Origin of the sequence: Bacillus sp. FSL K6-2431 (assembly GCF_038005165.1) — a bacterium.
In the GTDB taxonomy this organism is placed as follows: domain Bacteria; phylum Bacillota; class Bacilli; order Bacillales; family Bacillaceae; genus Bacillus; species Bacillus pumilus.
Map to the genome: position 1 here is coordinate 2323329 of NZ_JBBOSQ010000001.1, position 16236 is coordinate 2339564.

General features: G+C 43.2%; 14 protein-coding genes. 13 read left to right on the forward strand and 1 reads right to left on the reverse strand.

Annotated elements, in window-relative coordinates:
* The 5 genes from isdG (at position 1) to cydC (ending at position 7321) form a co-directional block, all read left to right on the forward strand.
* A complete protein-coding gene (gene isdG / locus MHH40_RS11550; protein ID WP_106029455.1) occupies positions 1-1122 on the forward strand; it encodes a heme oxygenase in 1122 nt (373 codons plus the stop codon).
* A gap of 321 nt (positions 1123-1443) precedes the next feature.
* A complete protein-coding gene (locus MHH40_RS11555) occupies positions 1444-2859 on the forward strand; it encodes a cytochrome ubiquinol oxidase subunit I (protein WP_340901097.1) in 1416 nt (471 codons plus the stop codon).
* Positions 2846-3862, forward strand: a complete 1017-nt coding sequence (cydB, locus tag MHH40_RS11560) for a cytochrome d ubiquinol oxidase subunit II (protein ID WP_050944540.1) — start codon at positions 2846-2848, stop codon at positions 3860-3862. Before MHH40_RS11555 ends, cydB begins: the two co-directional genes overlap by 14 nt.
* Entirely contained in the window at positions 3862-5598 is a 1737-nt protein-coding gene (cydD, locus tag MHH40_RS11565) for a thiol reductant ABC exporter subunit CydD (RefSeq protein ID WP_050944539.1), read from the forward strand. The genes cydB and cydD overlap by 1 nt, the downstream gene beginning before the upstream one ends.
* Positions 5588-7321 carry a thiol reductant ABC exporter subunit CydC gene (gene cydC, locus MHH40_RS11570; RefSeq protein ID WP_050944538.1) on the forward strand — a complete coding sequence of 578 codons (1734 nt, stop codon included), beginning with the start codon at positions 5588-5590 and terminating at the stop codon, positions 7319-7321. Before cydD ends, cydC begins: the two co-directional genes overlap by 11 nt.
* Positions 7322-7378: 57 nt before the next feature.
* Here cydC and MHH40_RS11575 read toward each other — a convergent pair whose 3' ends face one another.
* On the reverse strand, positions 7379-8389 hold the full coding sequence (locus MHH40_RS11575; RefSeq protein WP_416359677.1) for a pectate lyase family protein: 1011 nt from the start codon (positions 8387-8389) through the stop codon (positions 7379-7381).
* Between the two features lie 501 nt (positions 8390-8890).
* Here MHH40_RS11575 and sigY point away from each other — a divergent pair.
* The 8 genes from sigY to MHH40_RS11615 all read left to right on the forward strand — a co-directional run bounded on the left by sigY (position 8891) and on the right by MHH40_RS11615 (position 16198).
* A complete protein-coding gene (sigY, locus tag MHH40_RS11580) occupies positions 8891-9424 on the forward strand; it encodes an RNA polymerase sigma factor SigY (RefSeq protein WP_003214662.1) in 534 nt (177 codons plus the stop codon).
* Positions 9421-9732 carry a YxlC family protein gene (locus MHH40_RS11585; RefSeq protein ID WP_050944537.1) on the forward strand — a complete coding sequence of 104 codons (312 nt, stop codon included), beginning with the start codon at positions 9421-9423 and terminating at the stop codon, positions 9730-9732. The genes sigY and MHH40_RS11585 overlap by 4 nt, the downstream gene beginning before the upstream one ends.
* Complete coding sequence (locus MHH40_RS11590) at positions 9729-9941, forward strand: hypothetical protein (protein WP_003214995.1); 213 nt, start codon at positions 9729-9731, stop codon at positions 9939-9941. Before MHH40_RS11585 ends, MHH40_RS11590 begins: the two co-directional genes overlap by 4 nt.
* 312 nt (positions 9942-10253) lie before the next feature.
* Positions 10254-11624, forward strand: a complete 1371-nt coding sequence (gene gdhA / locus MHH40_RS11595; protein ID WP_003214886.1) for an NADP-specific glutamate dehydrogenase — start codon at positions 10254-10256, stop codon at positions 11622-11624.
* 83 nt (positions 11625-11707) lie between these two features.
* The gene (locus MHH40_RS11600) at positions 11708-11821 is read left to right on the forward strand and encodes a hypothetical protein (protein WP_003214702.1); all 114 of its coding nucleotides are present in this window, start codon (positions 11708-11710) and stop codon (positions 11819-11821) included.
* A 126-nt stretch (positions 11822-11947) separates the two neighbouring features.
* Positions 11948-13330, forward strand: a complete 1383-nt coding sequence (locus MHH40_RS11605) for a hypothetical protein (protein ID WP_050944536.1) — start codon at positions 11948-11950, stop codon at positions 13328-13330.
* 73 nt (positions 13331-13403) lie between these two features.
* The gene (locus tag MHH40_RS11610) at positions 13404-14015 is read left to right on the forward strand and encodes a class F sortase (protein WP_050944535.1); all 612 of its coding nucleotides are present in this window, start codon (positions 13404-13406) and stop codon (positions 14013-14015) included.
* Between the two features lie 239 nt (positions 14016-14254).
* A complete protein-coding gene (locus MHH40_RS11615) occupies positions 14255-16198 on the forward strand; it encodes a BglG family transcription antiterminator (protein WP_050944534.1) in 1944 nt (647 codons plus the stop codon).
* Positions 16199-16236 lie beyond the last annotated feature (38 nt).

Consider the following 16236-nt stretch of genomic DNA (forward strand, 5'->3'; position numbering starts at 1 on the left):
TTGGATGTGATCGCTATGGATGACGTGAGTCTCAGTCAAGGAGGCTTTCAGCTGTCATCTATTTCAGCAGCTGTTCCTAAAGGAAGCGTGACAGGAATTATTGGACCGAATGGATCAGGGAAGTCGACTTTTATTAAAGCAGCCGCACGTCTTACGTCAATCGAAAGCGGCACGATATACATTCACGATATACCGCAAAAAGAGATGACAGCTCAGGAGATCGCAAAGGAAATCGCCGTTCTCATGCAGTCGAGAACAGCCATTCCATCTATGACCGTACGGGAGCTGGTCGCACTTGGACGCAGTCCGCATCGTTCGATCTGGAAAAAAAGCTCGAAGACAGATCAAGAAGCGATTGAGTGGGCGCTTGATGTGACCAATAGCCGGATCAATGAAAATAGAATGCTGCATACATTGTCTGGCGGAGAAAGGCAAAAAGCGTATATTGCGATGGCGCTCGCTCAGAAGACAGAGACGATTATTCTGGATGAGCCGACAACTTACTTAGATATTGCGCATCAGCTTGATTTACTAGAGCTGCTCAAACAGCTGAATAAGACGCATGGAATCACCATTTTAATGGTTCTTCACGACCTGCAGCAGGCAGCAAAATATTGTGACCGCCTTATTGCGATGAAACGTGGTCAGATTTATCAAATAGGGACACCAAAAGAAGTATTAACAGAAAGCTTTTTCAAAGAGGTCTTTGGGATTCAGGCTGAAGTTCACTTAGACGGTGAGCACCCGCTGATTATTCCAATCGCTTCGATCCAACAACAAAAGGGAGATGAACAAAACATGATCATTGTCAACAACCAGGTAAGAGTAGAAAAAGGCAGTGCCGACCACCTCGTCAAGCGTTTTAACAAGCAGGGACAAGTAGAATTCATGGAAGGATTTTTAGGCATGGAAGTATGGGTCACACAGCAGACAACCGATTACGATGAAGTGACCATTCATACACGCTGGAATCGAAAAGAAGACTTTGTGAATTGGACAAAATCTCAGGCATTTGGTGATGCGCACGCTCATGGAAAAGCGAAACCTGAAGGTCTATTAAAAAACAAAATTACGTATTATGAAGTGCAAGTCACTAGACCAGCTTTACAGAAAAAAGCCTAAAAAAGAAACACAGCGCTGCAGCTCACGTGCAGCGCTATTTTTTTACTTTCTGTCACATATTTTTGACAAAGTATTCAAACAACTGACACAATACCTCCCAATTTTTAGGTAAAATTTACTTTATTTTTGAAGCGTATGGGTGTAAAGTACAGGTATAAATAACTAACCGAATGAAAAGCAAGAGTAAAATTTCACCGAGTAAACCATTTCAAACAGGCTATTGTTTGTGAACTATTGAACAAATAGTGAACATTTTGTGAAATGGTGAGCATAGACACTTCGAATCATTCGGCATGTGAAAGTAAGGGAGGATGTAAGGCTGTGAGTGAGCTGTTTTTAGCAAGATTTCAATTTGCTTCAACGACATTATTTCATTTTATTTTTGTTCCTATGTCAATAGGTTTGGTGTTTATCGTTGCATTGATGCAGACCCTTTATGTCGTCAAGAAAAAAGAGATTTATAAAAAGATGGCGAAGTTTTGGGGTCATCTATTCTTACTCAATTTTGCAGTAGGTGTGGTGACAGGGATTCTCCAGGAATTCCAGTTTGGGATGAACTGGTCAGATTATTCAAGGTTTGTCGGTGATGTATTTGGTGCACCGCTTGCCATTGAAGCACTGCTCGCCTTTTTCCTTGAATCTACATTTATTGGACTTTGGATATTCGGCTGGGATCGTCTGCCGAAGAAGATTCATTTATTGTGTATTTGGCTTGTTTCCCTTGGTACGATCTTTTCGGCGTTTTGGATTTTACTCGCCAACTCATTTATGCAAGAGCCAGTTGGGTTTGTCATTAAAAATGGCCGTGCAGAAATGAATGACTTTGGCGCACTTGTAACAAACCCGCAGCTTTGGGTTGAATTCCCGCACGTTCTGTTTGGTGCGCTGGCTACAGGTGCATTCTTTATTGCAGGAGTTAGTGCCTATAAAATGATCAAAAAACAAGAAGTCGCCTTTTTCAAAAAATCCTTCCAGATTGCGATGGTTCTCGCTTTAATTTCTGGCCTAGGTGTAGCGTTCTCTGGACATGATCAAGCGAAGCACTTAATGAAATCACAGCCAATGAAGATGGCAGCAAGTGAAGCCCTTTGGAAGGATAGTGGAGATCCAGCGGCTTGGACACTATTTGCCAATATTGATACAGCTAAAAAAGAAAACTCTGCGGAGATCAATATTCCGTTTGCTTTAAGTTACTTGGCTTATTCGAAGTTTAGTGGAGATGTGCCAGGCATGCTGACCCTTCAAAAAGAATATGAAGCAAAGTTTGGTCCTGGAGACTACATTCCGCCAGTAAAAACAACCTTCTGGAGCTTTAGAATCATGGTTGGTGCCGGAATGCTGATGATTTTTGCCAGTATGATTGGCTTGTACTTGAGCTTTAGAAAGAAACTCGAAACGAACAAATGGTTTTTACGCTTCATGGTAGGGATGATTGCCTTCCCATTTATTGCGAACTCAGCTGGCTGGATCATGACTGAAATTGGGCGTCAGCCGTGGACGGTCTTTGGTATGATGACGACGGCTCAATCGATTTCGCCAAATGTATCGTACGGCATGCTGTTATTCTCAGTCATTAGCTTTACGACGATGTATCTGATTCTTGCCATCTTGCTTGCCTACCTATTCATTCGAGAAATTAAAAAAGGTGCACATTCGGAAGAGGATACAGATCAAAAGGATGAAACGGACCTGTCTACAGATCCATTTGATGGAGGCGCATATCATGGCATATCTTAACGAGATTTGGTTTATTCTTGTCGCAGTATTGTTTGTTGGATTTTTCTTCTTAGAAGGATTTGATTTTGGTGTTGGGATGTCCATGCAGCTGCTTGGAAAGGATGCGCACGAACGCCGCATTTTAATTAACACGATTGGTCCTTTCTGGGATGCGAATGAGGTCTGGCTGATTACAGCTGGGGGCGCTATTTTCGCTGCTTTCCCTAACTGGTATGCCACGATGTTCAGTGGATACTATATACCGTTTGCGGTTCTCCTCTTAGCACTTATCGGGCGCGGCGTCGCCTTTGAATTCCGAGGGAAGGTTGAGAAAGCCTCTTGGATCAAAGCATGGGACTGGGTCATCTTCTTTGGCAGTCTGCTGCCGCCGTTTTTACTCGGTGTGCTATTCACAAGTATTTTACGCGGGATGCCAATTGATCAAGACATGAACATGTACGCTGGTTTTACGGATTTTGTGAATCTTTATTCAGTGATTGGCGGGTTAGCTGTGACGGTTCTTTGCCTTCTGCACGGATTGATTTTCGTCACACTTCGTACAGAGGGTGATTTAAGAGATCGTGCGAGAAAGCTTGGCAAGCGTGTCCTGCTTATTGCTCTGCCAGTTCTTGTCCTATTTGTTGGTGTATCTATCATGGAAACAGACATGTATACGGTACGCCCGATCATCACCATTCCGTTAACTGTCCTCATTGTGGTTTGTTACGTAGCGGCGCTATTCTTTATGAAAAAAGAACGTGATGGGTGGACATTCCTATTCACAGGTGCGGGCATCATGGTGACAGTGACGATGCTGTTCACTGCATTGTTCCCGCGCGTCATGATTAGCTCAATCAACCATACGTTTGATCTGACCATTCAAAACGCTGCATCTGGATCTTATTCACTGACGGTGATGACGATTGTTGCCATTTCTTTGCTGCCCTTTGTGCTTGGGTATCAAATTTGGAGCTATTACGTCTTCCGTAAACGTGTAAGCGGTAAGGAGCCAATGACCTACTAATGGATAAACATTTGCTTCAATTAAAAGGAATGAGAGGGCTTCTTGCCCTCTTAGGTATTGTGTCACTCATCCAAGGAGCAAGTATTATTTTCCAAGCACAGTGGCTGGCACATGCCATTACTACGCTGTTTGACGGGAAAAGCCTTTCGCAGGCAACGCCTTATGTCCTGCTGTTTCTTGCTGCCTTTCTGGTGCGGCACGGTCTCACCTTGATTCGGGAGAAGGTCATGTTTACCTACTCTTCCCGAATTGGAGCAGACGTCAGAAAACAGCTGTTAGACCAACTCTTTCGTTTAGGTCCAGCTTTTACAAAGAAAAAGGGTACAGGAAAGCTTGTCACATTAGCGATGGAGGGAATTGCTCAATATCGTCAGTATTTACAGCTATTTTTACCGAAGATGGTGAACATGGCTGTGATACCGGCAATGGTCCTCATCTATGTTTGGACATTAGACGAAACATCTGCCGTCATTTTAATCGTGACGCTGCCGATTTTAATGATCTTTATGATTTTGCTAGGTCTTGTCGCTCAGCGTAAAGCGGCCAAACAATGGAGATCGTATGAGAAATTATCCAATCATTTTACTGATTCTCTCCGCGGCCTTGAAACGCTTCGTTATTTAGGCATTAGCAAAAAACATTCCCGCAATATCGGGGAAGTGTCAAAGCGATATCGAAAGGCGACCATGAGCACGCTGAAGGTCGCATTTCTTTCATCATTTGCGCTTGATTTCTTTTCCATGCTGTCGATTGCAACCGTCGCTGTCTTTCTCGGCTTGCGATTAATTGAAGGAGAGCTTCTGTTATTGCCGGCTTTGACGGCGCTCATGCTGGCACCGGAATATTTTTTGCCAGTACGTGAAGTGGGCAATGATTATCATGCCACGCTAAATGGAAAAGAAGCGAATGAGGCGATGCAGGTCATTTTAGAAGAAAAGGGCTTCCGCGCGCAGGAAACACAATCAGTGCAGTTGAACGAGTGGAATGAACAGTCTGCGCTCACCCTGCAAGATGTGAGTGTCCAGCATGACGAACATGCCCCTTATTCGATTCAGGATGTAGATCTCACTGTGAAAGGGAAGAAGAAAATCGGAATCATTGGTGCCAGTGGTTCAGGGAAATCGACATTAACCGATGTGCTCGGCGGCTTTGTTGAACCGACCTCAGGTCAAATCACACTAAACGGCCAGCCGCTTGTTCATTTACAGATGAAGGAATGGCAAAAGGAAGTCGTCTATATGCCGCAGCACCCTTATTTATTTCACATGACATTAAGAGAAAACATTCGTTTTTATGAACCGCATGCAACAGATGAAGAAGTGGAAAGAGCTTCCATTGAAGCTGGCTTATCTCAGCTCGTGGCGCAGCTGCCAAATGGTCTCGATGAGGTCATTGGAGAACAGGGAAGAGGGCTAAGCGGCGGACAGGCACAAAGAATTGCGCTTGCGCGAACGGTGCTGGGCAAGCGGTCCATTATGCTGTTAGATGAACCAACGGCACATCTCGATATTGAGACAGAGTATGAATTGAAGAAAACAATGCTTCCGCTGTTTGAAGATAAACTTGTGTTCTTAGCGACACATAGGCTTCATTGGATGCCAGACATGGATGAGATCATTGTCATGGATCAAGGAACGATTGCGGAAATGGGTACACATGAATCATTGATGCAAAGAAAAGGCGTGTATTATCAATTGGTACAGGAGCAAATGGGGGCGGTCACACATGGTAAGTAAAGGCTGGTTTATACCTTATATCAAGGAGAATCAAAAGCTGTTTGCGCTAGTTTTATTTCTAGGGGCAATTGCAGTATTCTCTGCTTCTATGCTGATGTATACGTCAGGATTTCTCATTTCAAAAGCTGCCACAAGACCTGAGAATATACTTATGGTCTACGTCCCAATTGTAGCTGTCCGTACCTTTGGTATTTCACGCTCAGCTGCCCGCTATGCAGAAAGATTGGCGAGCCACCAGCTCATTTTGACCATGATTGAAAAAATGCGTGTCCGCCTATATGACATGGCTGAACGAAGTGCGAAACAGACAAAGCTGGGTACAGGTGAAATGCTGGGGCTCTTGTCAGATGATGTTGAGAGACTGCAAGATGCCTATTTAAAAACCATCTTTCCATCTATCGGTGCGCTGCTTTTATATGCCGCATCGATTGGGGCACTTGGCCTATTCTCATGGCCTTTTGCTGGCTTGATGCTGCTTTATATGGCACTTCTCGTATTTGTTTTCCCATACGTCACAGTGCTAGTGAACCGGGCGAGACAAATTCAAATGAAAAAAGGCAGAAATGAACTGTACAGCCATTTAACAGATGCCGTCATGGGCGTGAGTGACTGGTTGTTTAGCGGTAGGCAGAAAGATTTTGTTGATGAATATGAACAGAAAGAAGCGCAGCTGTTAGCGCTTGAAGCAGCTAAGCACCGATTTATCCGTCTGCGCCAGTTTTTTGCACAGCTTATCATTGGAGGAGCTGTCGTGCTTGTCGTGTATTGGAGCGGTTCCGTCGTTCAGTCAGGCTCGATGTCACACACCCTGATTGCAGCCTTCGTGCTTGTGCTATTTCCGTTAACAGAAGCCTTTCTTCCACTCTCAGATGCAGCTGGTGATATTCCAGTCTATCAGCATGCTGTCAGCAGATTACATCATTATGAAAAGCTTTCGTATGAAGGAGAATCTGATCGCAAGATAGTGGATCAGTCAGCTGTTTCTCAAGATGAAGCTGTTTCTTTTGATCAAGTGTCCTTTGGGTATGATTTGCACCAACACGTGCTAAAGCATCTGTCATTTTCATTGAAGCAAGGAGAATCGCTTGCTCTCTTGGGAAAAAGTGGTGCAGGAAAATCGACTATTTTGAAATTGTTAGAAGGAGCTGTCGTGCCAAATCAAGGAGCTGTCAGTATCCAGGGGAAACCGGTCGAAAGCATTCGAGAGAACGTGTCCACCTATGTGTCAGTACTCAATCAACAGCCGTATTTATTCGATACCTCTGTTTTAAACAATATTCGCTTAGGCTCTCCTAATGCGACAGAGGAGCAAGTAAAAGAAGCAGCGAGACAAGTGCAGCTGCACGATACCATCGAATCTTTGCCAGAGGGCTATCACACCGGTGTGCAGGAGACAGGAATTCGTTTCTCAGGTGGAGAAAGACAACGGATGGCGTTAGCCCGGATTTTGCTGCAAAACACCCCGATTGTTGTATTAGATGAGCCCACCGTCGGACTTGACCCACGCACAGAGCGTGAGCTGCTTGAAACCATTTTCCATGTGTTAAAAGGGAAAACGGTCATTTGGATTACCCATCATCTCACTGGCTGTGAGGCATGTGACCGCATTATGTTTATTGAAGATGGACAAATTGAGATGCAGGGGGAGCATCAGGATTTACTGAAAGAAAACCTGCGCTATCAAAAATTGTATGAGATGGATCGTCCGTTTTCTACAATATAAATAGATGAAATGACAAGAACGTTCGGACAGAGATTTCTGCCCGAACGTTTTGTGGTTTTAAGGATTTACCTTTCCAACACCAGCATTTGATACCACTTCTGATTTGACATTGTTCACGTTAAGCAAGGAGTAGTTATAAGGAGGGTTGTACGTACCTGTAGAAGACGTTGGCAGACTGCCTGAGCTGTTAATATATGAGTTGTTGATGACATGCCATGTACCGACTTGACGGCTGTCCCAGCTGCCAATCGCATTTTTTGTATTTTCAAATACGTTGTGCTCAATTCTCATTTTTGCGCCCATACGAGAGTTAATTGCAGTTGTCAGGATGCCTTTGTAATAGTTGTTATAGACATGTCCTTCCCCAAAGCGCATAGATGGTACACGAGAATTCAGGTTTTCGAAACGGTTGTTGTGGAATGTGATTTTTCGGTTGTAGTTGTCGTTATCAGAGCTGCCCATGAGCATCGTTTTCCAGCTATCATGAACATAGTTCCATGAGAAGGTAATATAATCGGAGTCATTTTTCACATCGAATAATCCATCATAATCATCTTTACCAGAGTTTAATGTATTGTACAGTTCATTATGATCGACCCATACGTTTTTAGAAGCGCCTTCGATTCCGATGGCATCCTTGTCACCTATTTTGCTGTGATGGATTTTCAGGTTGCGGATGATGATGTTATTGGCACGCCATACTTTAATGCCAATTCCATTAAATTCACCTTTTGTGCCTTTGCCGACGATTGAGACATTGTTTGTATCTTTCACATCGATTTTATTGGCAGATGTATTAGAAGGGGTAATCGTCCCGTCGACAACAATTTTTAATTTTTCGTTTGTTCCTTTACTTTTGAGGGCAGCCAATAGTTCATTTCCAGTTTTGACTGTGACGGTTTTACCGCCTTCACCGCCTGTTGTACCGCCATTTAATGTGGAAAATCCTTGTTGATTAAAATTGGCCATAATAGAAGGGCTTTCGGGATACTTTGCTGCCGCCTTTGCCTCCCCATTAGGTGCAAATAATGAAGTCACGAGACCAACCGCTAACACACCAGCTAACATTGGAACTTTTTTCTTCAAAGTCAACATCTCCATTCATTTTTGTTTTAATGTAAACGTTTCCAAAAACAAGCTGCAATTCAACTGCTCCTCCTTTCTTCGCCAGTATCGCCTTTTTCGGAATGTAGGAAGAGCATAGCATGCAAAAAGGTATCATCGGCTAAGAATTGGCGCTGTGTATTCCATGATTTTCTAGAAAACTAAGGCCATGATTATTTTATTTTCGTCTAAATGAGACAAGGATCATTGACAATAGGTATTGGGATGACCTAGTGATTATGGGGGAGAGCATCTCCGCTTGATAGAAAATCAGAACGCATCATTTTGTTAGAGCCGAAAGAATGTCATAATCATTACATAAGAAAAAACTGGATATTTAACGCTTCAATTACTGGATCAACAGGGAGAAAAGCAGACAAGCTAAAAAAATAAAATCTATTTTGAACGATATCGTCATACGTGTCGTCCCATGAATAAGAGAAGAAAAAGGAAGGAGGGGTGTGTTTGGAGCAGACAGAAGAGACATTATTGATTCAGCGGGCAAAGCAGGGGGATGATGCTGCATTTACAGCTCTTTATCGCCATCATTATTCCTTTCTTTACCGTTATATAATGAAGCTCACCCTTCAACAAGAGCTTGCAGAAGAAATCATGCAAGAAACGATGCTGAAAGCGTACATGAAACTCTCTTCTTTTAGAGGAGATTCCTTATTTTCAACATGGCTCATATCCATTGCATCTAGACAATTTTTGGATCATCAGAAGAAAAGAAAACGTGAACAATTGAGGGAAGGAAAGGCGAATCAAGAGACGATACGCCGTTTTAAATGGGAGATTCAGCAAAAGGGACATACATGGCATGAGATGTGGGATGCTCTTAACGAATTGAAGGCTCAGGAGAGAGCGCCGATTATTTTGCACTATTATTATGGCTTTACTTATCCAGAGATTGCTTCAATGCTCGGGATGAGAGAAGGTACTGTGAAGTCGAGGGTTCATCATGGATTAAAGAAAATTCGAAAGGAGTGGTCTCAATGAAGGAAGATCAGTTCACCGAACGTTTAAAGGAAGAGTTACAGCAGCTAGATGATCAAATCGAAGTGAAAGAGCCAAGTGAACAGGCTGTCATGATGATGCTGAAGCAGGCGAAGGAACAAGAGAAAAGGCGTTTTAAACAAGAAGTACTGGCGTACGTTCTCATCAGTCTGACCATTCTCACACTATTTGTCGCTGCCATCACCCATTTGCCTATCATCTTCATTCTTCTTCAAGTAGTGAGTGTGCCGCTCTGCGTTGTTGTCGGCATCAAGGAATATCAACACATTAAAGGAGGGTCTTCCTTATGAGTCAGTCGGAGATGATCATCTTATTGTGCGCATTGCCGTTACTATTTGCGCAGGGCCTTCTTTTATTTATGGATGCCAAAAAAAGAGGACGTTATAAGTGGTTTTGGGGCATTGTCGGTTTAATTAACTTCCCATCGTCTTCTATTTTATATTGGCTTTGTGTCGTGTACCCTGATCGAAAAAAAGAGAAGGAGATCCGAAAAGATTGAGCAGAGGCCTATAAAACTTTAGGCCTTTTTTCTTGTTGAAGATCAACTAGAAATCATTCATGGTTCATCTAATTGTCAAAGAGTGCGGGATATATAACGTCTAAATCATGATTTCTAGCTCAATAGTCACTCTGTAAGAGATACTTTCTAAAAACGATTGCGGCGGCTGCTTGATCCATCTCAAATCGGCATCATTTTCATCTGTTATCAGTATTGATCAGTTTTTACAAATGGTGTTAAATTAATCTCAATATGCGTTAGAAAATCTAACAGGATAAATGTGTGAAGATATACAAAGGAGGCAGATGAGACATGTTGACCTTAGATCGAGCAGCACAAACAGCACAAAGCTACATCGACCGTGTGTTAGAAGAGGTGGAAAAACGAAATCCTGGTGAGGAGGAATTTCAGCAAGCCGTAAGAGAAATTCTCGAATCACTCGTTCCCGTTTTTGCAAAGCATCCAGAGTATGAAAAACAAGGCATTTTAGAACGACTCATCGAGCCTGAGCGGCTTGTGGTATTTCGCGTACCATGGGTAGATGATGAGGGGAAAGTACAAGTTAATCGGGGATTTAGGGTTCAATTCAACAGTGCCATCGGTCCTTATAAAGGAGGCATTCGTTTCCACCCATCTGTCAATGCAAGCATTATTAAGTTTTTAGGATTTGAACAAATCTTTAAAAACGCACTGACTGGTATGCCGATCGGTGGAGGAAAAGGTGGATCAGATTTTGATCCTAAAGGGAAATCGGATGGAGAAATCATGCGTTTCGTTCAAAGCTTTATGAGTGAGCTCAGCCGATATATTGGACCTGATCAAGATGTGCCAGCAGGTGATATTGGCGTAGGGGCACGCGAAATTGGTTATATGTTTGGGCAGTACAAGAAAATGCGTGGTGCTTATGAAGCAGGTGTGCTCACAGGGAAAAGCCCTGGATTTGGAGGCAGCTTAGCGAGAAAAGAAGCGACAGGCTATGGATTGGTGTACTTTATGGAAGAAATGTTAAAAGCACATGGACTTCAATTTGAAGGACGTTCAGTTGTCGTGTCCGGCTCAGGGAATGTGTCTATTTATGCGATGGAGAAGGTCATAGAGCTAGGTGGTAAGGTCGTTGCGTGCAGTGATTCAAGCGGAGCGATTTATGATCCACAAGGCATTTCACTTGAAACAGTGAAGCAGCTGAAGGAAGTAAGCAATCAACGGATTGGGGCATACATAGACATTCACCCGCATGCTGAATTGATTGAAGATTGCGAACAAATTTGGTCTGTTCCTTGTGACATTGCGCTTCCATGTGCAACGCAAAATGAAATATCTGAGATGCAGGCACAGCAGCTCGTGGAAAATGGTGTCATTGCGGTAGGAGAAGGAGCGAATATGCCTTCTACTCTAAAGGCAGTCAAAGTTTTTGAACAGAATGATATTCTATTCGCGCCAGCAAAAGCGGCGAATGCAGGTGGGGTAGGTGTCTCAGCGCTGGAAATGGCGCAAAATAGTGCAAGAATGTCTTGGACATTTGAGGAAGTAGATGATCAGCTGAAACAAATGATGCAGACGATTTATCGTCAGTGTACAGAGACAGCGGACGAATATGGACACTCTGGAAACTTAATAGTAGGAGCAAATATTGCAGGATTTCGCAAAGTGGCAGATGCGATGATCGCACAAGGCGTGATTTAACTCCTGCTCTCCCGCACCTGTTTATTTCATGCCAAGATGGGGAATCTTCCTTGTAAGAATGACAATAAGGAGGCGCGGGAGAAATGAAAAAATGGCTGAAACAAATTTTTAAATGGGCACCTGTGATTTATCCAGTGGTGAGAAAAATATATAAAGAGCGGAAAGCATCTAAACGTCGTAACGTATCAGCCGGATAATCCGGCTTTTTTTTATGCAAGCATGACCGATTGTGCGCTAAACAAAAAAAGATGATAGATTTGAATGATCCATTTCATGCTTCTTTCCGTTAAGTACATAACAAACGGAAAGAGGAGGAAAAACAGATGAACATGAAAAAAGCGATTTTAACCATTCCGCTTAGCGCAGCATTACTATTTCCGGCAGCCCATAGCGCAAGTGCACACGAAGGACATATGCATGGAGAGGCAAAGAAGACATCTTCGTCACAAGAGGTGTCAAACAAAGCAACCGATCTTCGAGCAGCACTAGACCAGTTATTTTCGGAGCATGCCTACTTAGCAGTCATCACAATGCAAAAGGGAATTGACGACAGCAAAGATTTTAAACAAGCAGCGGCAGCGCTAAATGACAACACAAATGACTTATCGGAAGCCATCGCTTCTGTGTACGGAAAAAAAGCAGGGAAACAATTCAAAGACATTTGGTCAAGCCATATCGGCTACTTTGTGGATTATGTACAAGCAACCGCAAAGAAAGATGAGACAGGTAAAAAGAAAGCTGTCAAGCAGCTTGATCAATATCGTATGAAACAAGCCGATATGCTCGATCAAGCAACAGGCGGGAGGTTGAAAGCAAGTGAGCTTGAAGAAGGCTTGAAGATGCATGTGAACGAACTATTAAAAGCGTTTGACAGCTACACAGAAAAGGATTTTGATACGACCTATGAGACTGTTAGAAAATCCATTCATCATATGTTTGAAGTAGGCAAAGGCGTATCGTGGGCGATCACAGATCAATTTCCTGGGAAATTTGATCATAAATCTGTCGATACACCAGCCGCAGATCTTCGTGAAGATTTAAACTACTTGTTCTCAGAGCATTTGGCACTTGCGGTCGTTGCCATGCAAAAAGGAAATGATGGTAGCAAGGACTTTGATCAAGCAGCAGCAGCTTTGAACGAGAATACAAATGATTTATCTAATGCGATTGCATCTGTTTATGGTAAGGATGCAGGAAAACAATTCAAATCCATTTGGTCAAGCCATATTGGTTACTTAGTTGATTATGTCAAAGCGGATGCATCAGGAGACAAAGAAGCGAAAGAAAAAGCTGTGAAAAACTTGGATGCATATCGGATGAAGCAAGCGAAATTTCTAGAGCAAGCGACAGATGGCCGTTTAAAGGCGGCGGATTTAGAAGCTGGCTTAAAAATGCATATTGATGAGCTGATCAAAACATATACGGCTTACCATAATGGCGAATATGATCAGCTTTATCCAACAGTGAGAGAGGCGTACGGTCATATGTTCATGGTCGGTCAAGATGTCGCAACAGCGATTGTTGATCAGCATCCTGAACTGTTCAAATCTAACATGCCTAACGAAATGCCGAAAACAGGTATGGGAGGCACAGCCGGTCCTTTAGGTATGTCATATGAAGCATTTGCGGGATTAATCGCAAGCTTGATCCTAGCTGGCGGTGCAATGGGTGCGTTCTTCCTAATTCGTCGTAAGACATCAAATTAAGCTCATATCAAAACAAAAGGGGGGGAACGTGCACAATCGTGCCGTTCCTTTCTTTAAAAGGAGGCAGACTGACTTGAAAAGGTGGCTGTTTGGTCTTCTGATGCTTCTTGTCATCACGGGCTGTGCATCAAAATCGATGGATGATTCGTCATCCGCTAAAACAACCTCATCTCCTGAAAAAATGACAACAAACCAAGTCACAAAACAGTCTCATTCAAAAGCCATGTTAAAAGACGAACCGTCCGGTATTGTCCCGGCTGAAATTGCGATTCCGGCGATTGATGTCAAAGCAAAAGTAGAGAAAACCACTTTATCAAAGGATGGCAGTATGGGCGTTCCAAAAAATACGGACAACACAGCTTGGTTTAAGGATGGTCCGAAGCCAGGAGATAAAGGAAATGCCGTTATGAATGGTCATGTTGATCATAAGTGGGGACCTTCTGTTTTTTATCGATTGAAGGAGCTGAAAAAGGGAAACAAGGTAATCGTGACATCCATATCAGGTAAAAAGCGAACCTTTGAAGTCGTCAAAGTGCAAAGCTATCCGCGTGAAGAAAAACCAAATGCGTTTTTCGGGTATGCTTTTACACGGAATCTCAATTTAATCACGTGTACAGGGACATTTGATCATGCAGCAGGGACTCATGAAAAAAGATTGGTTGTCTTTACGCAGCTGATTTCTTAATAAAAGGCGATGATACGGAGGTGTATCGCCTTTTTTTCATGGTTTCCCCAACGGTCCTGCCAAAAGATTCATAGGTCATTGGATAGGGTTTGTTGTATAAATAGGGGCGTTTGTCATATAAATGAGATGGCAATTTTTATTTCTTTTCAGTAGAATATGAGTAATGAAGAGAACTGCAAGCGTATACACCTTGTCCAGACAAGGCAGATTCTCCACCCTTACATAAGGAGGCCGATCTGATGCTGAGTAAAAGACTGGCGCACATCTTAAGTCAGCTCATGGCAGCGGAGACCCCGCTCACAAGCGCTGCGCTTTCTGTCAGTTTACAAGTAACAAGCCGCACCATTCGTACAGACATCAAGGAACTGAACGACTGTCTTGCTCCTTATCAAGCGGCTGTAACAGCTGTTCGAGGAGCTGGTTATGAGCTGTTGATCAACGATGAGAATGCCTTTCGCCGTTTTATGAAAGAGGAGGTCGAACAGGAAGAGCCGCTGGCTGTTCTGCCAGAGGAGCGCGTTCGGTTTATTTTAAAAAAGCTGCTTCTCGCAGAATCTTATGTGAAACTGGAAGACTTACAGCAGCTGCTGTTTATTAGTAAATCGACGATGAGTAACGATATGAAATGGGTTAAACGCAAGCTTGAGCCCTTTGATCTGAAGCTGGAAGCGAAGCCGAATAAAGGCTGCCGGATCAAAGGATCGGAGATGAAAATTCGTTATTGTATGTCAGAATATTTATTCAGTGAACGCCGATCCTGCCAAACGATGCTGAACACGGCAGTCACCATTTTGCCAAAACATGAACTGGAATTGATTCAGAAAACAATCATTGATTATATCAATGAAGAACGAATGAATCTATCAGACATTTGCATGAATAATTTAATCGTTCATGTCGCGATTGCCTGCAAACGAATTAGACACGGAAACTATGTATCTGTTTTGCCAGAGGAAATCAATGAGATTCCACGGGCAAAGGAATACGAGGTGGCTAAAAAAATGGTGGAATGCCTTGAAGGACTGCTGGACGTCTCTTTTCCACAAGAAGAGATCGTCTATATCGCCATTCATTTATTAGGAACAGCCAAAATGGTGCAGTCCTTTTCATCGAGCGCTCAAAAACAAATTGTGGATGATGACACGAGCCGTCTTGTCCAGCTGATGCTCCAAGCCGTTGATCAAAAGCTGCAGCTTGATTTAGCCGGTGATGCGGAATTAATGATTGGGCTGAGTCTGCACTTAAAGCCAGCCATGACCCGGTGTAAATATGGGATGAACTTAAGAAATCCAATGCTTGATGAAATAAAGGCGGGGTATCCACTTGCCTTTGAAGCAGGAATTATCGCCAGCAGGGTCCTTGAAGAAGAGGAGGGGCTGAGTATTCATGAGAATGAAATCGGATATATGGCGCTTCATTTTGGTGCGGCTTTAGAACGGAGGAAAATGGAGATTCCACCGAAGCGATGTCTCATCGTCTGTGCGTCTGGTGCAGGAAGTGCAAGACTGCTTCAAGATCGTCTGCGGTCACAATTTGGGTCGAAGCTGACCATTTTAGGAACAGCAGAGCTTTATTCGCTTCCGCATGTCTCTTTACATGCCATGGATTTGATTATTACAACGGTCCCGATTCAGATGGATTTACCGATTCCAGTCATACAAGTGAACACCATTTTGGGAGGCGGCGACTTTTTAAAAATTGAAGAAGCCCTGACGAGTGAAACAAGGGTGACATTGGCCTCTCAATATATGAAAAAGGAATTGGTCTTTACAAAACGCGCCTTTCAAACAAAGGAAGAGGTCATCACTTTTCTCACGAAACAAGTTATCGATATGGGATTAGCACCAGCAGAACTTACACCTTCTGTGATGGAAAGAGAAGAGGCTGCACCGACATCCTTCGGGCATTATACAGCCATTCCGCACCCTATGATGCCGCTGACAGAAGAGACATTTTGGGCGATCTGTTCATTAGAAAAACCGATCATATGGGGAGAGAAAAAAGTTCAATTTGTTTGCTTGCTTTGTGTCGAAAAAGAGAATGCCAAAGATTTAAAAGGGATGTATCGTCTGCTGGGCGAGCTTGTGCACAATGTGAAATTCATTCAGCATCTCATCGCCTGTGATACATTTGAAGACATGCTCGATATCATGTATAAAAAGGCCCCTTCGTACAAGAGCTAACAATGTGATCTTAACTTTTTCCGCTTCCTAAAGGAAAA